This window comes from Streptomyces macrolidinus (genome assembly GCF_023887685.1).
Classification (GTDB): domain Bacteria; phylum Actinomycetota; class Actinomycetes; order Streptomycetales; family Streptomycetaceae; genus Streptomyces; species Streptomyces macrolidinus.
Genome location: NZ_JAMWMR010000029.1, coordinates 22040 through 42321 on the forward strand (window position 1 = coordinate 22040; position 20282 = coordinate 42321).

The following is a 20282-nucleotide window of genomic DNA, read 5'->3' on the forward strand; positions in this document are numbered from 1 at the left end:
GCCTCGAACGGCGGTCGTACGGGGTTCGCTCAGCTAGGCGCCACGGGCTGTTCGAGGAGTTCGCCCGGTCCGTCGAAGCCGCAGCGCCGGTGGAGCGGCGTACTTCGTTCGGACGGCCACACGATCAACGTGTCCAGGTGGTGAGCGTGCGCATAGCTGCTCACTTCGTAGAGCAGGGCTCTGCCCAGGCCGCGATTGCGCTGTTCCGGGGTGACGTAGGAGTTCGTCACGTAGCCGAGGGCATCGGAGCCCGGGTAAGGGCTCGGAACCTTCTCCACAAGGCACACGAACACGTGGCCACACGCACGCCCGCCCACTTCCTCGAGCCAGACACGCCACGGCCCGGCCATCCGGGCACGCAGCCACCGCGCGCATTCCGTGGTGAACTCCGCCTCGTCCCGCGGAACTTCGTCACCGTCCTCCTCCACCTTGAACTGCCAGCGCATGGCCGCCGGCGCAGGCGACGTCGTCAAGCCCGGCTCGACGGATCACGACATCACTCATGACCACACTCTCGCAGGCCGAACCGACAGAGGCGAAAGCGATTTACGAGCATGCGGCGACCCCTTGGGATGGGCCATCCAGGCGTCCGGTGAGCCGAGTTGACGCGAGGTCGGCCGCGCCGTATGCACGGCTCCGACGCGACTGGTCTGTCGCCCTGGGAATTCCAGCCGTGTTCGAGACACCAGGCCATCACCGCCGTCAGCAGCAGCAGCAGCAGCAGCAGCAGCAGGAAGACCCTTCCACCTCGCGGCGGACTGATTCAGATACCCGCAGATTCGACCGGACAGACCTCCAAGTCGGCCGCGGAGTAGCGCTTCCTGATCTTGCGACCGGACTCGTCGCGGAGGAAGAAGTACCACCGCTGATCCCTGTAGTGCCATACCTTCTCGCCGACGGTGCCTCGATGAGGCGTGTGGTTACGGTCGTTGACCACGACGTGGACGCGCTGGCCGTGTTGGAACTCGGGTGCCGGGAGCTTGGCACCGTCGCCGGCCAGTACGGCTGCGCGAGCCTGGTCGGTGAGCCGGTCCCCGTCCAGGGCTGCCCTCAGCAGCGAACCGGCGGCTGACGCGTCGTGGACGGCTCCGCAGGGAAGCAGGTCATGGAGGTCGAAGCGGCGGCCCTGCTCCTGGTCGAGCCGGGCAGAGCCGTACATGTACATCGGTATCTCGGTCCAGCCTCCCGAGGGAAGCTCTCGGTACACCTCGTCCGATCCGCCCATCGCGGCCAGAACCTCGTACCGGGCCAGAGGATGACGGACGTAGGTCTCGACCACATGCAGGCGCAGATGCTCGGGGATGCGCCGACACAGGGAGACCAAGTCACCAGGCCTGGTGATCAAGTTGATGTACGTGTGATCGACGAACCGCTGCACATCGAGCCTCTGCGGATCGAAGTGCTGCTCCTGGCGTTCATGGAGGAGGTCGATGGCTTCGGCGAACACCTCCGCGAAGAGGTCCTCGTAGGCCCAGAGCCGGAAGGCGTGCATCCGGTCGCCGAGCAACCGGTACCTCTGGCGGCTCGGCAGCGACATCAGGTCATGGACGTCGATGTTTCCACCTCGTTCGTCGCGCTGGAGCTTGTCGGCTGTCTGGAGTGTAGGTGATCGGACGGAACCGTCGCCGTCCTGTCCGCGGGTCCTGAGGCCCTCCGCAGTCGACCGCGTACGCGCCACCCTCCGCCTCGAACTGCGTCAACTCGCCTGCGGCATCACCTACTTGAGGAAGTCCCGGACCTCGTTCTGAAATGGCCATTCAGAGCCGTCAGTTGTTCGTGCCAGGTGCAGCGTGCAGGAGGCCGTTCTCGTAGGCGACCACGACCGCGTGGGTGCGGTTGTTCGCATGCAGCTTGGCGAGGATGTTGGTGACGTGGGTCTTGACGGTCTCGACGCTGACCGCGAGCCGTCGGGAGACCTGTTGGTTGGAGAGGCCCTCGGCCATGAGGCGGAGGGTGTCCTGTTCCCGTTCGGTGAGCGCGGCGCCCTTGGGCGTGCGGTCCCGGCGCGCAGGGGCGGCGAGGGGTGGGCGACGGGCCGCGAGGCGGCGGAGGGTCTCTGGGAAGATGAGCGCATCGCCGGTGGCCACCGTACGGATGGTCTCCGCGATCTGCGTCGAGGGCGCACGCTTGCGGATGAACCCCGCGGCCCCGGCCAGCAGCGCGTCCCACACGTATTCGTCGTTCTCGAAGGTGGTGATGACGACGACCTTCGGCGGTTCGGGGATCTCGGCGCGCAGCCGCCGGGTCGCCTCGATGCCGTCCGGGCGTGGGATACGGACGTCCATCAGCACCACGTCGGGTCGCAGCCGCCTGGTCAGCGGCACGACGTCGACGCCGTCGGACGCCTCCCCCACCACCTCGATGCCGGGGCGGGCCGACAGCAGGGTGCGCAGTCCGGCGCGCGTCAACTCCTCGTCGTCCACGACAAGTACGGATACGGCTGCCGTGCCGTCGGGCGCCGTCATGCCGAGCCCGCCGGGGGCAGCGGCAGGACGACGGACAGGAGCCACTGCCCGTCCGGTGCCGGTCCGGCCGACAACTCCCCGCCCAGCAGCTCGACTCGCTCGCCGATACCGGTCAGCCCGTGCCCGGTGCGTTCCGTGCCGGACCGCGCGGCGGAGGTGGTGGACTGTCCGGGCAGTGGGTTGGTCACCTTCAGGCGCAACCGACCCGCGGAGGCGGTCACGCTCAGGCGGACCGCTGAACTGCCACCGTGCCGCAGCGCGTTGGTGAGGGCCTCCTGGAGAATCCGGTACGCCTCCCGTGAGGTGGTGGCGGGCAACCGCGTCAGGTCGCCCTCCACCTGAGTGGTCAGGTGCGCGCCCGCGCGCTCGGCCTGCGCGGTCAGTGTGTCGAGGGCGGCCAGGGTGGGTTGCGGCCGGGTGAGGGTCCGCTCGTCGCGCAGGGCGCCGACGACATGGTCGAGGTCGTCCATGGCGGAGCGGGACAGGACCTCGATACTGCTGAGCGCGCGTTTGGCCGCCTCCGGGTCCCGGTCGACCAGTTCAAGGCCCGCGGCGGCCTGGATGGTGGAGGCCGTCAGCGTGTGCCCGATGGAGTCGTGCAGGTCCTGCGCGAGCCGGTTGCGGTGCTCCAGCCGTCGCGTACGTTCCTCCGCGGCGGCGAGCCGTTCCGCCGGGCTGTGGCCCAGGAGCGACGCGGCGAGACGGCGCAGTACGAGGGTGGCACCCGCCGTCAGGTAGCCGACCGTCAGGAGGCAACCCGCGCTCAGTACCGGTGTCCACGCGCCCCGCCAGCCGTGCGGCGCGGCGGCGGTGAACCAGCCGAGGGCGATCTCGCCGCCGTCGGACAGCCAGATCCCGGGGAACACGAACGCCGCGAACAGGCCGAGCCCGGTGCCGCACATCAGCACGCCGCCGATGAGGGTGTGCGCGAGCAACCACGCCGCCGTACGCAGCTGGTCGCCCCAGGACGTGCGCGGGCGGGCCACGGGTACGGGGAGTCGGGCGTCCAGCAGCGCGCGAGCCAACGCCGCACTGCCGCGCCTGACCCAGCGGGGCAGCGCCATGAGGGCGATCGCCACGATGAACCCCAGCGGGAGAAGGCCCGCGACGCTCGACGCCGGTGCCCCGGGGCCGAGTACGGCCGCGGTGGTGGCCACCGCGAAGGCGAGCGGTGGCAGGCCCGCCACGGCGCCCAGACACGCGAGGGCCCACCCTCGGCACGAGGACCGGCTCACGGCCGGAGCAATCACGTTGCGCATGGGCGGCACTCTAGACACCGCGTCGTACGCGTACCTCCCCCAAAAGAGCGAGCGGCGCCTTACCGCAACGAGCTACTCCTCACTCGCTCCGACCAGCGATGTGCTCTCGCGTCCCGGCCGCCACGGTTGTTCCAGGCCTCCCGATCACCCAGGACCGCCGCGGCGGACGGCAGTCGGGAGATCGGTCCATCGCACCGCACGCACAGGAGGAACGGCACCATGACGAGCACCACTCGCCCCCCGGCCCAGCAGGGCAGTCCGCCCTCCTCCGACGACCGGGCGACGCGACGCAAGGGCACGATCGTCTTCCTTGCGCTGTCCTTCGGTGGTACGTGGCTGTGGCTGCTGTTCGCCTCGGCCGTCCTCGGACTCTCCGGACTGCACCCGCTGTTGCAGCTCCCGGCGTTCTGCGCGCCAGGGATCGCGGCCTTCGTCGTACGACGCTGGGTCACCAAGGAGGGCTTCGCCGACGCGGGCCTGCGGCTGCGACTGCGGGCGGCCTGGCGCTGCTACGTGGCCGCGTGGGTCGGCCCTCCCTTGCTCGCCTGGAGCACGCTGGCGCTGGCCGCCGCGCTGGGTGTGTGGCACCCGGACCTCTCCGGGCCCGGAGGGATCCTGCCCGGCGGCGACGAACTGTTGTCCCTGATCGCGATGATGCTGATCGCGCTGGTACTCACTCCGGTGTATCTGGGTGAGGAGTTCGGCTGGACCGGCTATCTGCGGCCCCGCCTGTTCGGCGGCGCGCTCGTGCCCTCCAGTATCGCGACGGGGCTGATCTGGGCGGTGTGGCACTACCCACTGGCCTTCACAGGGTACGTCGAGTTCTCCGACCTGGCGCTGGGGCTGCTGGTTTGGACGGTCTCCTTCCAACTCCAGGAGATACTCCTGCTGTGGCTCTACAAGTGCAGCGGCAGCATCTGGGTGGCCGGTCTCGCGCACGCGGGCAACAACATGGTGCTCTTCCTCATCCTGGGAACGTACTTGGGCGACGAGGACGGCGGGATCGGCACCATCTGGCCCATGGCGCTCTTGGCGGTGCCGATGGCCATGATCTGCCTCTGCCTTTGCCTCTGGCTCGTGGCGAGGCGCGCACTGGGCGCCGACACGACGGACGACCGCTACTGAATCGGCCCACGCGCCACGGACCGTGTCCGTGGCGGATTCAGCCCCTCGCATGCCCCGCGCTTCGGCCGCGTCCGCGTGCGTGCCGTAGCGTGATCGGCGGCCGTAGCCGTTCAGTGAAGTCCTGGGAGCTCGGGGCGAGTTGATGCCTGAGGTCGGCCGCTCCGGAAGCAACTTCGACGTCCGAAGGACTGATGGTGAGCAAGTACGCCGGCCCACAGATCGATTCGGCAGGGGAACGGGGACGCGAGCCGTTCAAGGGGCCAAGGCGCGGGTCGGGCGGAGCCTCGCACGCGGTGCGGCTGAGCGGGGTGAGCAAGATGTACGGTGGCGGCCGGAACAGTGTGGTGGCTGCGCGGAGTTGGCGTACGGCTCCTTCACGGCCGTGATGGGGGCCCTCGGGTTCGGGCAAGAGCACGCTTCTGCACTGTGCTTCGGGTCTGGACCGGCCGGATCGGGGCACGGTCGAGATCGGCGGGCGGGACCTCCACGGGCTCAGCGAGACGGCGTTGACGAAGCTGCTGCGCGAGCACGTCGGATTCGTCTTCCAGGGTTTCAACCTGCTGTCGGCGCTGACAGCCGAACAGAACATCACGCTGCCGGTGCGCTTGGCGGACAGAGCGCCATCATCACCGCCCAGGTGAGCTGTCCAGCGGCCAACAGCAGCGCGTGGCCGTAGCGCGTGCCCTGATCACCCGCCCCGACGTGGTGTTCGCGGATGAGCCCACGGGTGTCCTGGACACCTCTTCCGGCAAACGGATCCTGAAACTGCTACAGGGACTGGTCGACGACAGGGGCAGACGGTGCTGATGGTGACACGACCCGGTGGCCGCCTCGTACGCGGACGCGGTGCTGCTGGCCGACGGGCGTCTCAGCGACGTCATGCCGCGACCGTCGGCGGAGGCGGTCGCCGGCTCACCGCGAGCGCGACAGCCGCACAGGGCCGAGCGGAGATGACCTCCTTCGTCATGCCCTTCGGCTTCATCTGCCTGTTCGTTGCCACGTTCGTGATGGCCGGGACGTTTTCGCTGTCCGTGCAGCAACACATCCGGGAGATCGCCCTTCTGCGCGCCGTCGCCGCCACCCCGCGGCAGATACGAGCGGCTCATCGCGTACGAAGCGACCCTGGTCACCGTCATCGCCGCGGTGCCCGGAGCGGGCGTGGGGATCTGGCTGGCCGATGTGCTGCGGGCGTGGCTCGTCGGCCGGGGCTGGGTGCCGGACGCCCCTTCCCCTGGGCTTCGGGCCGCGGAGCATGGTGTCGGCGGTGGCGATCTGCTGGGTGACCGCCCAGCTCGCCGTCCTGAGGGTGCGTGCGGTGCGGGCATTGGGAGAGGCGGTCGTGCCGCGCCGGAGCGTGGGCGTGGTGCGTACGGGGTTGGGTCTGGCGGCGTTGGGCGGTGGTGTCTGGGGGTTGATGGCGATCGGCGGCTCCACGGGCTCCGATGCAGCCGATACGGCGGTCTCCATGGTCATGGTCCTGATGGTCGCCGTGGCTCTGCTGGCTCCGTGAACCGGGAAGCTGACAGGTCCGTGATGGGTGTGTCATGTCTGGCCGTGTTGCCTGTGCTCGGTCCCGTGGTCCGGGCGAACCTCGCCGCCGGTCACCGCAGGCTGGGCGCCGCGGCCGTTCCGCTGGCTCTTACCGTCGCTGTCGCCGCGGTCGCCCTGCTCGTACCGCAGATGAAGTGGCGGGAACTGGACCGGCAGGACCACGGACGGCTGACGGCCGACTACCTGGTGGAGGCCACCGGGAAGGGGCCGCCGGGGACAGCCGCTCGGCGCGTGGGAGAACTGCCGGGCGTCGCCACGGCCGTCAGCGCCCTGAGCACGTAGGCCGAGATCGTCGTGGGCGATGATCCAGAAGGCGAGGGAACGGGGGAATCGCCGACGCGGTCACCGACTGCCCGCTGAACCAGGTCCTCGACCTCGACGCGACGAAGCGCAGCGTCGCCGAACTCGGCCACCACGAGATCGCGTTGAGCCGTTCCTTCGCCCGTGAGGCACCTGTACGGGCGGGCGACGACGTGTTGCTGCGGCTGGACGACTTCCGCACCGAACGGGTTCGCTGCCGTCTACGGCCGTGATCCGGGCCTCGGCTCCGTGGTCATCCCCTGGCGGATGGCCGATGCCCACCGGGGCGACGAGCCGTCGACCCTCGACACGGTGTATGTACGTGCCGAGGCGGGACAGCAGCGTGAGACGGCGCACGCACTGGCTTCCCTGCACGGGAATCATCCCTCCTGGCGGGTGATGGACCGATCCGCGCGGATCGCTAGACGTAGTGCGGCGAACGAAGTCCGCTACAAGGTCCGGGCCCGTACCGCTTTGCGGTCCTCGTACTCGGCGCACTCGCGGCGGATGCCGTCGCCGCTGCTGCTGGGTACCGCCGGTGGAGGACCGGCCAGGCGGAGGACGAGGAGGCCTCGGATAACATGCCGTTCATCGTAGGACGGTAGGCAGCCACGTCCCGAGCCCCCGGAGTGATCACCCCTGCATGGTGTGCGAAGTACCTCCGAGAGGAGGACATCGTGGTCGACAACTCCCCGGATCGGCGGACGACATGTTGAGGGTCGAAGAGCTGGAGGCCGCGCTTCCATCGATGACACGGTGGCGCGTGCCTGGTGGGCGCAGCGTGGACTGGGCTGTCCTTGAGGCCGACCTCGGGACGGCGCTGCCCTCCGACTTCCGTTCCCTGGCGGAGGCGTACCCGGTGCTGGTCATCGATGACTTCCTGATGGTGTCCGTTCCGCTACCTGGTGCCGAGGCATCGTGGGCGTCCGGATGCCGGGAGGACGAGATCCTTCAGGATCTGTACGAGATGGGCGACACCGAGGGCTACGTTCCCTTCCCCCGGCCGGGAGGCCTGATCGGCTGGGCGGAGTCCTATTCGGGGGACTCCTTCTACTGGAGGACGAGTCCCGGGGATCCGGACGCATGGCCGGTGGTCGTCCGCACCGACAACGGAGACTGGTTGGAGTTCCCGGTCGGTGCCGTCGAGTTCCTGGCGGGCGTCTACCGGCGGAGCCTGTACGTGCCCGGTATGCCCAGGGACTTCCCCGGCGACAACGCGAAGGTGTTGGGCCTGAGCGACAACATCGACTGATCTCCAACTCAGGGGGAACCTGTGTGAGTTGGTGCCACAACGGGGCGTCGGCCTCAACGAATGCCGCCATGCTCTGCTGGTACGCCGGACGGTCCGGCAGCTTCGCAGACGACGGCGGGGGGCCACGGATCGGGCGCCATGGCCGAGGGCGAGATGCCCGCCGGCGTCCCGTTCGACGGCGGCTCACCGGCCCGCCGACTCTTCTCTCTCGCCCGGCCCTTCGACGGCAACCGGCCCGAGGTGGTGGTGCAAGGCTGAACCGGACCGCGCTCCGGCCGAACTCGCCGCCTGGGCCTGTCGCCACGGTCGCATGGGCGGGCCTTCGTCGGCGCGGGAGCGCCGGTGGCTCGGCGGTCAGTCGGTCGGTGCTGCGGCGAGTTGATCGGCCCAGTTCCGCTCGTGCGGTTCCAGGTTCAGTCGTGTGCGGCCCCACAGGTCGAGGTACAGCTCCTCGGCGGTGGCCGCGATCTGTGCGTCGTGCGGTTCGCCCGGTGTCGCCGCTCTGGTGTGCACGGTGGCCGTGGTGAGTTCCACCAGCCAGCGGTCGTCCGTGTCGGTGCTGTGCACCTCGATCCGGCCGGTACGGGTGAAGCGCCCACCGTCGCGGACCCCGGCGGCCAGGTGGACGGTGAGGATCTCGTCCACGCCGTCGGCGGCGACGTCCGCGGGGATCTGCAGTGACTGCCCCACGGCGTCGGCGACGTCCCGGCCGTGGACGAACGCTTCGTGGGTGAGGCATCGCGGCCAGAAGGAGACGACGTGCGGCCGGGTGGACCAGTTCCACGCGGGGGCCAGGGGGTCGGCCGCGGCGAGCCGGTCCAGCACCCGGTCCCACTCCTCGGCGGCCCACGGGATCAACTGGTCGTCGGGGAGCATCTCGGCGTCGGTGAACTCCGGTTCGCCGGCCCCTTGCTCGACGCAGGCGTGGATGAAGAAGGCGACGTTGCCGAGGTGGTGCACGACGTCGCGGATCCGCCACTCCGGGCAGGCGGGGACGGGGTCGTCGAGATGGTTCTCGGCCATGCGCCATACGCGCGCGCCCACCGCTCGGTTCGCCTCGATGTGGCGTGCGGTGTCCAGGAGGTTCATCGGGTCGTGTCTTTCGAAAGCGGGGGTTCGGTAACCGGTCGGGGCGAGTCGTTCGAGGACGGGGTCCGGCGTCCGAGGCGCTGGGCCACGGCCTTGCCGCCGACGATGAGCACCACCGCGCTGACGATGACGGCACCGCCGAGCAGCAGGTTCGGATCGAGCGCCTCCTGGCCGAGCAGGGCTCCCAGCGCGACCGCGACCACCGGGTTGACGTACGCGTAGGTGGCCACCGTGTCGTTGGGCAGCGTGGAGTTGGCGTAGCCGTACGCCGTGAACGCGATCATCGAGCCCGCGACCACCAGCCACAGGAACCCGGCGAGCGAGCCGGCGGAGATCGCCGCGAGGTCGAGGCGGCCGAACTCGCCCGTCACCGCGGCGGCGGTGATCAGCAGCAGCCCGCCGGCGATCATCTCCAAGGACGCCACCACGAGGGGGTGCGAGGGCAGTGGGGCACGGCGGGCGTAGACCGAACCCGCTGCCCAACAGAGCGATCCGATCAGCACGACGACGGCGCCGCTGATGTCGACGCGGGCGCCGGGACCGCCCACGAGCACACCGACCCCGACGGTCCCGAGGACGAGCGCCAGCATCATCGTGACCGTGATGCGAGTCCTCGTGACCGCCGCGTTGATCAGGATCATCCAGATCGGCACGGTCGCCACGATGAGGGCGGCCAGACCGGAGTCGACGCTCGTCTCGCCGACGCTGAGCAAGCCGTTGCCGCCGACCAGCATCAGTGCGCCTATGACGAGCGTGGAGCGCAGATGACGCGCGGTCGGGCGCCGGGCGCCGCGCGCATGGCGTGGTCCGACGAGCGCGAACATGACCGTGCCGGCCGTCAGGAACCGGAAGCCGGCCATGAGGAGCGGCGGGATCGTGTCGACGGCCAACTGGATGCCGAGGTACGTGGATCCCCAGACGATCCATACAGTGATCAACGCCAGCCAGGGGAGCAAGGGGCGGCGTACAGACGTCAAATTAGGCTCTGCTGGCATCTGAACTCATTTAGTGAGGTAAACCAGTAGGATGGTTTTCGAAAGATTAGGCTCATCGGTCGTGGAAGGCAAGCTCTCATCATGAGGCGACAGTTGGACGACATCGACCGGACGATTCTGCGGATGATGACGGCGGACGGACGGCAGACCGTCCGGGCGCTCGCTCGGGCGGTCGGGCTGTCCGAGCCGTCGGCGCGGGACCGCCTGCAGCGGCTCGAGCGCGACGGAGTGATCACCGGATACCGCGCGGACCTCGATCCCCCGAGCGTGGACGCGACCACGGCGGCGTTCGTCGCGCTGCGTTTCGATCCCGGTGAGGCCGCGCGGGCGGTGATCAACGAGCGGCTCGCACTCGAACCCTGCGTACTGGAGGTGCACGAGGTGGCGGGCGACGACTGCTACTGGCTGAAGGTGCGCGTGTCCGGGACGGACGCGCTCGCCGAGGCGCTCGACCGCATCCGCGCGATCCCTCCCGTGCACAGCACGAGCACCACCATCGTGCTGCGCACGGTTCTTGAACGACCGCTGGGTCCGGACACCGCGCATCCTCGGTGACGTACGCCGGGCTTCCTCTCGCCGGAGCCATACGGGCGCGCGCCCCGGAACACCACCGCGCTCCTCAACCGGAGTCCAGCGGGCGGGAGTTGATCCCAGGACCGAGGTCCTTCGCCAGAGCCACCGCGAGCGCCCGGAAGATCCGTACCTCCGGGTTGTCGTCATCGGCCCGCACCGCGAGATAGCTGCTCTCCCACGGAGCGTCGAGGACGGGTACGAAGACGGCGCCCGGCCACGCGTAGTACCGCGCGAAGGAGCGCAGGCCGGAGCCCGCGGCCCGCCCGGTGACGACTCCGGTCAGCACCTCCTGCGGGGTGACGGCGAATTCGGAGCTGCGGCGCTGGGCGCGGTCGTCGAAGTACAGATACTCGGTGAACGTGTGCGGAGTGTGCCCCGGGACACGGACCAGCGGCAGGTCGGCGAGGTCCGCGACGCCGACCCCGGACGTCCGGGCGTCGGCCAGGGGCGAGCGCTCGTGCACGACGACGATCCGCTGCTCGGTGGTGAGGACGTCCGCTATGAGCCGCTCGTCGTGCGGGCTCGGCCGTACGAACGCCACGTCCACCCGGTCCTCCACCAGCGCGGTCACATGCTCGGTGAAGTCCAACTGCCGGATCTCCACCCGTACTTCGGGCCGGGCTCGCCGGTAGGCGTTGATGGCCGCGGGCGTCAGCTCCGCCGAACCGTGCCCCATGATCCCCACCCGCAGCGGCCGCCCGCCGTACGTCTCCCACGCGACGTCCGCCAGGTCGTCGAGCGCGGCGTTCGCGGCGTCGAGGAGCGTGCGCGCGTGCCCGGCGAACCGCACCCCGGCTGCCGTCGGCACGACGGGAGAGCCGGACCGGTCGAGGAGTCGCGCGCCGACCTGGCTCTCCAGGCGGCGTACGTGCTGGGTGACGGCGGGCGGCGACAGGTACAGCCGCGCTGCGGCCCGTCCGAAGTGCCCCTCCTCGACGACCGCCAGGAACGACGACAGAAGCCGCAGGTCAAGCGCCATACGACCAGGGTAGACGGGAGGCCGGGCAGACGGCGCGGGCCGTTCACGAATCGTGAACGTGCGGCGCGGGCCGGACGGTCGGGCACGTACGAAGGGGCGCATGACCGCATCACCCGCCACCGCACCTGCCACCGCCGTCCCCGCGGCCACCGGCGCCCGGGGCGCCCGCGCCGCCTGGATCATGCTGGCCTCCGGCTGGAGCGCCAACCAGTTCTCGGCCCTGCTCGGCGCCTACCGCGGCCACCTCGGCCTCACCGAGTCGACGACGACCGGCCTGTTCGCGGTGTACGTCGTCGGTCTGATCCCGGCGCTGCTGATCGCGGGCCCGCTCGCGGACCGCAGCGGACGGCGCCGGGTGGCGCTCTCGGCCCTCGCCCTCAATGTCCTGTCCACCCTGCTCCTGATGACCGGCGGCGCGTGGGGCCTCACCTGGCTGTTGCTGTCCGGGCGCTTCCTGACCGGTGTCAGCGCGGGCGCGCTGCTGGCCGCGGGCAGCGCCTGGATCAAGGAACTCTCGAACGCGCCGCGCCGCTCCGGCATGTTCGTCTCCGCGGGCTTCGCGACGGGCGGCCTCGCGGCGGCGCTCATCGCTCAGTGGGCTCCCTGGCCGATGGTGACGGCGTACGTTCCGCACGTCGTTCTCGGGGCGGCGGCGGGCTTGCTCGCGTGGGCCGTGCCGGAGACGGCCGGGTCGGCCCCTACCCACAGCTCCGGAGCCGCCCACGCGCACAACAGCCACTGCTTCCGGCGTACCGTGCTGCCCCTGGCTCCCTGGGCCTTCGCCGCCACGACCATCGGCTTCGTCACGTTGCCGAGCACCCTCCACACCGGCCTGATCCTCACAGGCGTCGCGACGGCCGTCGTCCCCGGTACCGGGCTGCTCACCGCACGACGCGCCCGGTCCACGCCCACCTCGGGGCTCCTGGTCGTGGCGGCCGGCACGGCGACCGCCGCCGTCGCCGCCGCGACGGAGAGCGAGCCCCTGGCCCTCCTCGCCGCGATCGTTCTCGGCGCGGGCTACGGACTGGCCCTCGCCCACGGCCTCACCCGGACGGCGGCCCTCGCCCCGCCTCACCGACTCGCCCGCTGGACGGCCCTGTTCTGGACGGTGACGTACCTCGGCATGTTCACCCCGTACGTCCTCACGCTCCTCGGCCACGTCACGACGACACCGGTCCTGCTGGCGGCCGTCACGCTGCTCGCCCTGGCGCACGCCGGGTTCGGCGCGTATCAGACCGTACGGCCGACCCGGCACCGTACGCCGTGACTCGTTCCCGCGGTGACACCGGAGAAGCAAGGTCCGCCACCGCGTCCCACGGCGCGTCATCGCTCGCGCTCTTCGGGGCGCTCGCCGCTCAGGGTGGGGCCGTGACCCGAGACCGGGGGCACGTCTCACTGGCGTGACGACATCACCGCAGTGGCGTCCGCCTGGCGAGCGGTGTTGCTGAGACACCCCTGGGCCGCCGCCGTCCCGGCACGCCGCCGCCCGGCCATCGGCCCGAACTTCCTCGCCGGGATGGAGCTCGTGCAAGCGACGCTCGTGCGCGCCGGATTCACCGGGAAGACTCTCGGCGGCGACGTGGGCCCTGTACAACCACGTCATGGGGTCGGCGTCCGCCGAGTCCGCCGTGTACATCACCGACGAGGAACGCCGCGTGGGCCAGGAGCAGGTTGGCCGCACAGCGCGACCGCTACCCGACTCTGGCGGCCAACGGCTACCTCTACGACAACGACTGGGACGGCAGCTTCACCGACGGCCTCGACCACCTCCTCGACGGCCTCGAAGCACAGCTCGACGCCACCGAGCGGGCCGACCGGGCTCCCGCCGACGGATGAGTGCCCGGGGCCGGGCGCGGCGGCCCGGCCCCGGTACGTGGACTCACCCCGGTACGGGAGCCGGTCCCGCCGCCAGATGCCCGGCCCGGTGCAGTCGCGTCACCAGCCACGCGCACCCCAGACCCGTGGCGGCCAGCACCGCCCAGGGCAACCAGCGCACCCCGGTGTCGAACAGCGCTCCGACGGCCAGGTTGCCCAGGAAGACGGCGATGCCGGAGACGGTGTTGTAGGCGCCGTAATACGTCGCCACGAGCCGGTCACCGGAGAGCCGTACGACGGTGTCCATCTCGAAGGGATAGAGCAGCGCGCCGCCCCAGGCCAGCAGGGCGGCGCACAGGACGAGTGCGAGGACGCTCGCGGTGCGGCCCAGGGTTCCCGGGTACGGGCCGGGCAGCAGCGGGGCGAACGCGGCCCCCATCACCATGAGGCCGTAGGCGATGGCCTGCGGTCCGGCCAGGGTCCGTTGCGCCCACGTGGTCAGTCTCAGTTGACCGGACAGCGCGGCCAGCGCGGAGACGGCGAAGACCGCGCCGGTGACCATCCCGGTCCGGTCGCCGAAGAGAGCGCGGGCTCTCAGCGGCAGCGCGAGATAGACCTGGAAGGCCAGAACGTACGAGCCGGTCATCGCGGCGGTGAAGAGCAGGAAGGGCCGGTTGGCGACGACGGTGCGCCAGTCGGCGGCCACCGCACGCCAGGCCGGCTCCGCGCCCCGGTCGGCCGGGGCGCGGGCGGGCAGGGCGCGGGCCTGGAGCATGGCCAGGACGCCGAAGACGGTGGCAGCGACCGTGCACACGGCGGCGAAGTCCCAGGCCAGCAGGGCGAGTCCGGCGAGCGGGCCGACGAGGATGCCCGCCTGGTAGAAGACGTTGAAGGCGGCGAAGGCTGCCACCCGCCGCTCTTCGCCCGCGTCCGCGGCGAGATAGGCACGCACGGCGGGGTTGAACAGCGCCCCGGCCAGACCTGTCAGTGCCGAGGCGCCGATGAGGGCGGGTAGGGAACCGGCCACCGCCAGCAGCCCGAAGGCGGCCGTGCGCAGCACGCACCCGGTCAGGATCATGGGCTTGTAGCCGTAGCGGTCGGCGAGGGTGCCGCCGATCAGGAACATGCCCTGCTGAGAGAAGTTCCGGACGCCGAGGACCAGGCCGACCGCCCAGGCGGCGAGCCCGAGCCCGTGGGCGAGATGGTCGGCCAGGTAAGGCATGAGCATGTAGAAGCCGAGGTTGATGGCGAACTGATTGGCCATCAACAGACGTGCCGGCCGGTCGAACGAGGCCACCTGGGCCCGCAGTCCCCTCATCGCGGGCCCGCCTTCGTCACCTTCGCCAGATCGCGACCCAACGGGTCGCGGACCTGGCCGCATCGGGTCCAACGGGTGACCACACTCGTGCCCGGCTCGGCGATCTCGTCGGGTTCCTCGGACGGTTGCCGGCCGAGGAGTCGGTGCTCGCGGCACCAGGCGTCGTTGTAGACGGTCTCCAGGTAGCGGTGCGGGCCGTCGGGGAAGACGGCGACGATCCGGGTACCGACCGGGAACGTACGTGCGACCCATCCCGCGACGAGCGCGACCGCGCCCACGCTCCAGCCGCCGGAGGCGTAGTGGCGCCGGGCGAGCCTGCGGCAGGCCCACACCGCCTCGGCCGGGGCCACCCAGTGGACCTCGGCGAAGGCGCCGTAGTCGACGTTCTCCGGGTGGATGCTGGAGCCGAGGCCACGCATGAGCCGGGGAGCGGCGGGCTGCCCGAAGATCGTCGAGCCGACCGAGTCCACCCCGATCAGCCTCAGCTCGGGAAGGGACGCGCGCAGCGCGGCCGTGACACCGGCCGAGTGGCCGCCCGTGCCCACGGCCGCCACCAGGACATCGATGCGACCGAGTTGAGCGAGGAGTTCGGCGGCCAGTGGGCGGTAGGCGGCCACGTTGTCGGGGTTGCGGTACTGGTCCGTGCAGTACGCGCCCGGGGTGCGCGTCAGCCATTCGGCCACGCGCTCGCGGCGGGCCTCCTGCCAGCCGCCCTCCGGATGCGGGGCGGTGACCTGGTCGACGCGTGCGCCCAGGGCGGCGAGGAGGCGGACCACGGAGGGTTCCATGCCGGGGTCGGTGACGACGGTGACCGGATGGCCGTAGGTCAGCGCGGCCAGGGCCAGGCCCAGACCGAGTGTGCCGCTGGAGGACTCGACGATCGGCGCACCCGGCGCGAGGTCACCGCGCCTGCGCGCTGCGCAGACCATGTGCAGGCCGGGACGGTCCTTGATGCCACCGAGGTTGGCGCCTTCCAGCTTGGCGTAGAAGCCGCGGCCGGGTGGGGCGAAGGGTTCGTCGATCCACAGGACGGGGGTGTTGCCCACGAGTTGGGCGGGGCGGCGGGCGATCACAGGCAGCGGGGCGTGCGCCCCGAGGGGTTCGAGCAGGGGGAGATGCATGTGCGTACGGCTCCTTGGCACCGCGCCCCGTTCAGGCGGGTGCGGTCGTGGCTGATTCAGCAGGACGTGCGGGCACGCCTCGACCACGAAGTCCGTGCGAGGTCGGGGCGTGCGGGCGGTGCCTACTGACGCAGGACACAGTGGAGCGCGAGGGTGGCGCGGCCGTCCGGTACCGGGAAGAGACGGGGCGGAAGGGTCCAGGCGGCGTGTGCCGCCTCAGCCCGTGCCGTGGTCGGTGGTGCCGTGTCCGGTGTGTCGTGTCCCGGTTCGCTGACCGCGCCGTCGACAGTGTCCCGGGGCCGGTCCACGGCGTGATCGATGTGGCCGTCGGCCTTGTGGTCGTGCCCGGGAGCCGGATTGAACCCGTGATCGGCGTCGGCTGTCGCGGGCCGAGAGCGGTCGACGTCCGCGCTGGCCGAGTGGGGCCCACCGAAGGAGGCGGCATGGATCGAGCCCGCCAGATGAGCGGTGACCAGCATGACGAGCCCCAGGAGCAGGCCGATGCGGCCCGCCCGCCCGGGGGGCCATGTCTGCAACCGCACACCGATCACGCACGTAGGGTATTCGATCAGTCGCGGAACGTCACTCCTGAGCGCCACCGGCTCGCTGACCCCACTGCCCCCGCCATCCCTGCCGGGCGTGAGCGCACAAGCCCCCGGGCCGCCCAACGGAATCGCGTACGGTCATGCCGTGGGCGCGGCGCTCGCCGATCGCTCATCTGCCGAGCGCACGACCGGTTCGGCTGAAGTGGCAGCTCGCACTGCGCCGGGACAGCAGTTCGGTCATCCTTCTGCCGGGGACCGCCAAGGGCGCGGCCCGCGCCGTGGCGTCCGACTACGACACGGGTCCGCTCGCCTTCCCACTGGAGGGTGACGCGCCCGTGCGAACGCCTGTCCGTCGACGCCTCGCTCCCCGGCGCACTGTCCCGATTCGCCGACTTGACGGAGGTCGTCGTGCAGGGCGACCGGCTGGTTGTGTCGAGCGAGGCGGACCACGGCCTCGCCGCGTTCCCGTACGCCCCACCGCGGTGAGCCCCCACCGGCCGGCACCCTGTGGGGTGCCGGCCGGTGTGTCCTGTCGACGGCTCTCGGCCCGATCAGAGGGCCGCCTTGGCGAGGTCGGGGGCGGTCAGGCGCAGGATGGTGGGCAACTCCCTTGCCGTGGGCTCCAGATGGAGGCGCTGCAGGCCCTCCATGTCCGCCGCCGGGATGGTCGCCCGGCAGTCGCAGGACTGGTCGTCGAAGCCCGCGAAGCGGTAGGCGACCTCCATCATGCGGTTGCGGTCAGTGGGCCTGAAGTCCGCGACCAGGTGGACTCCTGCCCGATGGGCCTCGTCCACCAGCCAGTTGAGGAGGGTCGCACCGGCACCGTAGGACACCACCCGGCAGGAGGTTGCCAGCAGCTTGAGGTGCCAGAGGTCAGGGTGGCGCTCCAGCAGCAGGACGCCCACCGCGCCGTGCGGGCCGAACCGGTCGGCCATGGTGACGACCAGGACCTCGTGCCGCGGGTCGTCGAGCAGATCGCGCAGTTCGGCGTCGGAGTAGGGCACCCCGGTGGCGTTCATCTGGCTGGTGCGCAGGGTCAGTTCCTCGACGCGGGCGAGTTCCTCCTCGGTGGCGCGGCCGATGCCCATCTCCAGTTCCAGTGTGCGCAGGAACTCCTCGTCCGGGCCGTCCGACCGGGCGCGCTCGGCTTCGCGCCGGAAGCTCGCCTGGTACATCTCGCGGCGGCGGCGGGAGTCCACGGTCCGTACGGGCGGGGTGAATTCCGGCCGGGAGAGCATGCCGGACACGTCCTCGGCCGGGTAGCAGCGGACCTCCGGCAGATGATGGGCGACCTCGGCACGTTCGGCGGGCTGGTCGTCGATGAAGGCGATGGCGGACCGGGCGAAGTTCAACCGCTCGGCGATGGCGCGCACCGCGTCCGATTTCGGGCCCCAGTTGATGTGCGGGAGGATGAAGTAGTCGGCGATGCCGAGTTCTTCGAGCCGGGCCCAGGCCAGGTCGTGGTCGTTCTTGCTGGAGACGGCTTGCAGGATGCCCCGCGCGTCCAGCTCGGTCACCACCCGGCGCACCTCGTCGCCGATCCGGACTTCGGGGTCCTCCAGCAGGGTGCCCTGCCACAGGGTGTTGTCCAGGTCCCAGACCAGGCACTTGACGGTCACTGTCATATCGATCCGTTCACCGCGTGCTCGGCCAGCATCAACTGGCACATCTCATGGCTGCCTTCGATGATCTTCATCAGCTTGGCGTCCCGGTAGGCGCGTGCCACCAGGTGTCCGTCCCGGGCCCCGGCCGAGGCGAGCACCTGGAGCGCCGTTTCGGCACCGCGTGTCGCCTGGTCGGCGCTGACATGCTTGGCCAGGACGGTCGCCATGACCTGCTCGGGCGAGCCGCTGTCCCAGCATCGGCTGGCGTGTTCGGACACCCGGGTGGCGAGCTGCTCGGCCACCAGCAGCTCGGCGAGGTGGCGGGCGACCAACTGGTGTTCCGCCAGCGGCTTGCCGAACTGCTCGCGTGTGGAGGCGTGTTGAGCGGCGGCGGTCCGGCAGCCGCGCAGGATGCCCACGCATCCCCAGGCCACCGAGATCCGTCCGTAGGCCAGGGCCGTGGTCACCAGCAGTGGCAGCGACAGGCCGACACCGCCGAGGACGGCGTCGGCCGGCAGCCGTACGGAGTCCAGGGTGATGCCCGCGTGCCCCGCGGCGCGGCAGCCCAGCGGATCGGCGACCCGCTCGACGCGCACCCCGGGGGCGTCGCTGGGGACCACCACGGCTGCGGCCCCGTCCTCGTACCGGCCGAACACCACCAGCAGGTCGGCGTAGTGGGCGGCGGTCACCCAGACCTTGCGCCCGTCGATGACGACCGAGTCGCCGTCGCGGCGGATGCTGGTGGCGATCGCGGACAGATCGCTGCCCGCGCCCGGTTCGCTGAAACCGGCAGCCGCCAGCTCGCCGCCGGTGAGCCGGGGCAGCCAGGCCGCGCGCTGCTCGGCGGTGCCCAGCCGTTCGATGGTCCAGGCGGCCATGCCCTGGGAGGTCATCACGCTCCGCACAGAGCTGCACAGGCTGCCGACCCGGGCCGTGAACTCGCCGTTCTCCAGGCTGCTCAGTCCCCGGCCGCCGTACTCGGCGGGCACTTGGGCGCACAGCCTGCCGTCGGCGCCCAGCTTGCGCAGCAGGTCCACCGGCAGCAGGCCCGCCCGGTCCCAGTCGTCGGCCTGGCCGTCGATGAGCCCGGTGACGGTGTCCCACGCGTGCTCGGTCATGTCACTCACCGCCGCTCCCGGTGGCCGCGTCCGTGAGGCGGAGCACCAGGGCCGTCATCGCCTGCACGGTACGGAAGTTGTCGAGCCTGAGGTCGGCGCCGCGGATGGCCACGCCGAAGGACTTCTCCAGGTGCACGACCAGCTCCATGGCGAACAGGGAGGACAGGCCGCCGGAGGCGAACAGGTCCTGCTCCGGTTCCCAGGAACGCTTGGTCTTCGTCTCCAGGAAGCGCAGCACCTCCTTCGCCACGGCGTCGGCGTCCGGGGCCGCGGTGCGGTGGGTGGCGTCCATCAGTTCTCCTCCTGGTAGTCGTAGAAGCCCCGGCCGGTCTTGCGGCCGAGTTCGCCGCGCCGGACCTTCTCCAGCAGCAGCTCGCAGGGGCGGCAGCCCTCGTCCCCGGTGCGCTCGTAGAGCACCTGGAGCGAGTCCGCCAGGTTGTCGATGCCGATCAGGTCGGCGGTGCGCAGCGGGCCCGTGGGGTGTCCCAGGCAGCCCTCCATGAGGGCGTCGACCGCCTCCACACCGGCGGTGCCTTCCTGCACCACCCGGACCGCGTCGTTGATCATCGGGTGCAGTACCCGGCTGGTGACGAAGCCGGGGGCGTCGCGGACCACCACGGGCTGCCGGTCGAGCACGGTGAGCAGGGAGCCGATCCGGGTCATGGTCTCCTCGCCGGTTCCGGTGCCCCGGATGACCTCGACCGTGCGGATCAGATACGGGGGGTTCATGAAGTGGGTGCCGACCAGCTCCGCCGGTCGGTCGACGAACTCGGCCAGTTCGTCGACGGGGATGGACGAGGTGTTGGTGATCAGCGGGGTGCCGGGGGCCACCCGTGCCGAGACGTCGGCCAGGGCCTTGGCCTTCAGCTCGGTGTTCTCCGTGATGGCCTCGATCACGGCGGTGGCCTCGGCCACGCCCTCGGGCGAGGTCGCCGTCGCCAGCTCGCCGAGGATCCGCTCGGCCGGGATCCTGCCCATCAGTTGGGCCATTCGCAGCTCGTCGTCGATCCTGCGGCGGGCCCGGTCGAGTTGGGCGCCGTCGATGTCGATCAGCAGAACGGGCAGGCCCTGCGCGAGGGCCAAGGCGGTGATCCCCACGCCCATCACTCCGGCTCCCAGCACGGCAAGCCGGTGCGCACCTGTGGTCATGCGGCGCTCCTCATGTATGTGACT

At 70.9% G+C, this 20282-nt stretch carries 22 protein-coding genes and 2 pseudogenes; 10 read left to right on the forward strand and 14 right to left on the reverse strand.

Going from position 1 to position 20282, the window contains the following annotated elements; genetic code table 11:
• Nucleotides 1-29: 29 nt before the first annotated feature.
• From NGF19_RS25350 to NGF19_RS25365, 4 genes are all read right to left on the reverse strand, one after another.
• Nucleotides 30-446: a GNAT family N-acetyltransferase gene (locus NGF19_RS25350; protein WP_252427704.1), complete on the reverse strand. Its 417-nt coding sequence runs from the start codon at nt 444-446 to the stop codon at nt 30-32.
• 317 nt (nt 447-763) lie between these two features.
• Nucleotides 764-1537 carry a DUF6960 family protein gene (locus NGF19_RS25355; RefSeq protein WP_252427706.1) on the reverse strand — a complete coding sequence of 258 codons (774 nt, stop codon included), beginning with the start codon at nt 1535-1537 and terminating at the stop codon, nt 764-766.
• A gap of 229 nt (nt 1538-1766) precedes the next feature.
• Nucleotides 1767-2465 carry a response regulator transcription factor gene (locus NGF19_RS25360; RefSeq protein ID WP_252427708.1) on the reverse strand — a complete coding sequence of 233 codons (699 nt, stop codon included), beginning with the start codon at nt 2463-2465 and terminating at the stop codon, nt 1767-1769.
• A complete protein-coding gene (locus NGF19_RS25365; RefSeq protein WP_252427709.1) occupies nt 2462-3724 on the reverse strand; it encodes a sensor histidine kinase in 1263 nt (420 codons plus the stop codon). The genes NGF19_RS25360 and NGF19_RS25365 overlap by 4 nt, the downstream gene beginning before the upstream one ends.
• Nucleotides 3725-3943: 219 nt before the next feature.
• On the opposite strand from NGF19_RS25365, the gene NGF19_RS25370 reads away from it, so the two are divergent.
• The 5 genes and pseudogenes from NGF19_RS25370 (at nt 3944) to NGF19_RS25390 (ending at nt 7952) form a co-directional block, all read left to right on the forward strand.
• Nucleotides 3944-4849, forward strand: a complete 906-nt coding sequence (locus tag NGF19_RS25370; RefSeq protein WP_252427711.1) for a CPBP family intramembrane glutamic endopeptidase — start codon at nt 3944-3946, stop codon at nt 4847-4849.
• Nucleotides 4850-5166: 317 nt separating this feature from the next.
• Nucleotides 5167-5803: pseudogene (locus NGF19_RS25375) on the forward strand (ABC transporter ATP-binding protein).
• Nucleotides 5804-6113: 310 nt separating this feature from the next.
• Nucleotides 6114-6359, forward strand: a complete 246-nt coding sequence (locus NGF19_RS25380; RefSeq protein ID WP_252427712.1) for a hypothetical protein — start codon at nt 6114-6116, stop codon at nt 6357-6359.
• A 65-nt stretch (nt 6360-6424) separates the two neighbouring features.
• Nucleotides 6425-6682 carry a hypothetical protein gene (locus tag NGF19_RS25385; protein ID WP_252427713.1) on the forward strand — a complete coding sequence of 86 codons (258 nt, stop codon included), beginning with the start codon at nt 6425-6427 and terminating at the stop codon, nt 6680-6682.
• A 799-nt stretch (nt 6683-7481) separates the two neighbouring features.
• A complete protein-coding gene (locus tag NGF19_RS25390; protein ID WP_252427715.1) occupies nt 7482-7952 on the forward strand; it encodes a hypothetical protein in 471 nt (156 codons plus the stop codon).
• A gap of 354 nt (nt 7953-8306) precedes the next feature.
• Here the strand turns inward: NGF19_RS25390 and NGF19_RS25395 are convergent, their stop codons facing one another.
• Both NGF19_RS25395 and NGF19_RS25400 read right to left on the reverse strand, forming a co-directional pair.
• Nucleotides 8307-9041 (reverse strand): maleylpyruvate isomerase family mycothiol-dependent enzyme, encoded by a 735-nt coding sequence (locus NGF19_RS25395; protein ID WP_252427716.1) that lies wholly within the window; start codon nt 9039-9041, stop codon nt 8307-8309.
• The gene (locus NGF19_RS25400) at nt 9038-9979 is read right to left on the reverse strand and encodes an EamA family transporter (protein ID WP_252427717.1); all 942 of its coding nucleotides are present in this window, start codon (nt 9977-9979) and stop codon (nt 9038-9040) included. Before NGF19_RS25400 ends, NGF19_RS25395 begins: the two co-directional genes overlap by 4 nt.
• A 138-nt stretch (nt 9980-10117) precedes the next feature.
• Here NGF19_RS25400 and NGF19_RS25405 point away from each other — a divergent pair, with 138 nt between their 5' ends.
• Nucleotides 10118-10591, forward strand: a complete 474-nt coding sequence (locus tag NGF19_RS25405) for an Lrp/AsnC family transcriptional regulator (protein ID WP_252427718.1) — start codon at nt 10118-10120, stop codon at nt 10589-10591.
• Between the two features lie 64 nt (nt 10592-10655).
• On the opposite strand, the gene NGF19_RS25410 is transcribed toward NGF19_RS25405, so the two are convergent.
• Nucleotides 10656-11588: a LysR family transcriptional regulator gene (locus NGF19_RS25410; RefSeq protein ID WP_252427719.1), complete on the reverse strand. Its 933-nt coding sequence runs from the start codon at nt 11586-11588 to the stop codon at nt 10656-10658.
• Between the two features lie 100 nt (nt 11589-11688).
• On the opposite strand from NGF19_RS25410, the gene NGF19_RS25415 reads away from it, so the two are divergent.
• The 3 genes and pseudogenes from NGF19_RS25415 (at nt 11689) to NGF19_RS25425 (ending at nt 13424) form a co-directional block, all read left to right on the forward strand.
• Nucleotides 11689-12855 carry an MFS transporter gene (locus NGF19_RS25415; protein ID WP_252427720.1) on the forward strand — a complete coding sequence of 389 codons (1167 nt, stop codon included), beginning with the start codon at nt 11689-11691 and terminating at the stop codon, nt 12853-12855.
• A gap of 171 nt (nt 12856-13026) precedes the next feature.
• Nucleotides 13027-13089: pseudogene (locus tag NGF19_RS25420) on the forward strand (hypothetical protein); the annotation flags it as partial.
• A 170-nt stretch (nt 13090-13259) separates the two neighbouring features.
• On the forward strand, nt 13260-13424 hold the full coding sequence (locus tag NGF19_RS25425; RefSeq protein ID WP_252427721.1) for a hypothetical protein: 165 nt from the start codon (nt 13260-13262) through the stop codon (nt 13422-13424).
• 43 nt (nt 13425-13467) lie between these two features.
• Here the strand turns inward: NGF19_RS25425 and NGF19_RS25430 are convergent, their stop codons facing one another.
• From NGF19_RS25430 to NGF19_RS25440, 3 genes are all read right to left on the reverse strand, one after another.
• Nucleotides 13468-14721, reverse strand: a complete 1254-nt coding sequence (locus NGF19_RS25430) for an MFS transporter (protein WP_252427723.1) — start codon at nt 14719-14721, stop codon at nt 13468-13470.
• Nucleotides 14718-15842: a PLP-dependent cysteine synthase family protein gene (locus tag NGF19_RS25435; protein WP_252427724.1), complete on the reverse strand. Its 1125-nt coding sequence runs from the start codon at nt 15840-15842 to the stop codon at nt 14718-14720. Before NGF19_RS25435 ends, NGF19_RS25430 begins: the two co-directional genes overlap by 4 nt.
• 122 nt (nt 15843-15964) lie before the next feature.
• Entirely contained in the window at nt 15965-16393 is a 429-nt protein-coding gene (locus tag NGF19_RS25440; protein ID WP_252427726.1) for a hypothetical protein, read from the reverse strand.
• Between the two features lie 318 nt (nt 16394-16711).
• Here NGF19_RS25440 and NGF19_RS25445 point away from each other — a divergent pair, with 318 nt between their 5' ends.
• The gene (locus NGF19_RS25445) at nt 16712-16873 is read left to right on the forward strand and encodes a hypothetical protein (protein WP_252427727.1); all 162 of its coding nucleotides are present in this window, start codon (nt 16712-16714) and stop codon (nt 16871-16873) included.
• Between the two features lie 65 nt (nt 16874-16938).
• Here the strand turns inward: NGF19_RS25445 and NGF19_RS25450 are convergent, their stop codons facing one another.
• The 4 genes from NGF19_RS25450 to NGF19_RS25465 are packed head-to-tail and all read right to left on the reverse strand — an operon-like array spanning nt 16939 to nt 20258.
• The gene (locus NGF19_RS25450; RefSeq protein WP_252427729.1) at nt 16939-18012 is read right to left on the reverse strand and encodes an HAD-IIIC family phosphatase; all 1074 of its coding nucleotides are present in this window, start codon (nt 18010-18012) and stop codon (nt 16939-16941) included.
• On the reverse strand, nt 18009-19109 hold the full coding sequence (locus NGF19_RS25455) for an acyl-CoA dehydrogenase family protein (protein ID WP_252427739.1): 1101 nt from the start codon (nt 19107-19109) through the stop codon (nt 18009-18011). Before NGF19_RS25455 ends, NGF19_RS25450 begins: the two co-directional genes overlap by 4 nt.
• A 1-nt stretch (nt 19110) precedes the next feature.
• A complete protein-coding gene (locus NGF19_RS25460; RefSeq protein WP_252427730.1) occupies nt 19111-19401 on the reverse strand; it encodes an acyl carrier protein in 291 nt (96 codons plus the stop codon).
• Nucleotides 19401-20258: a 3-hydroxyacyl-CoA dehydrogenase family protein gene (locus NGF19_RS25465; RefSeq protein ID WP_252427732.1), complete on the reverse strand. Its 858-nt coding sequence runs from the start codon at nt 20256-20258 to the stop codon at nt 19401-19403. Before NGF19_RS25465 ends, NGF19_RS25460 begins: the two co-directional genes overlap by 1 nt.
• Nucleotides 20259-20282 lie beyond the last annotated feature (24 nt).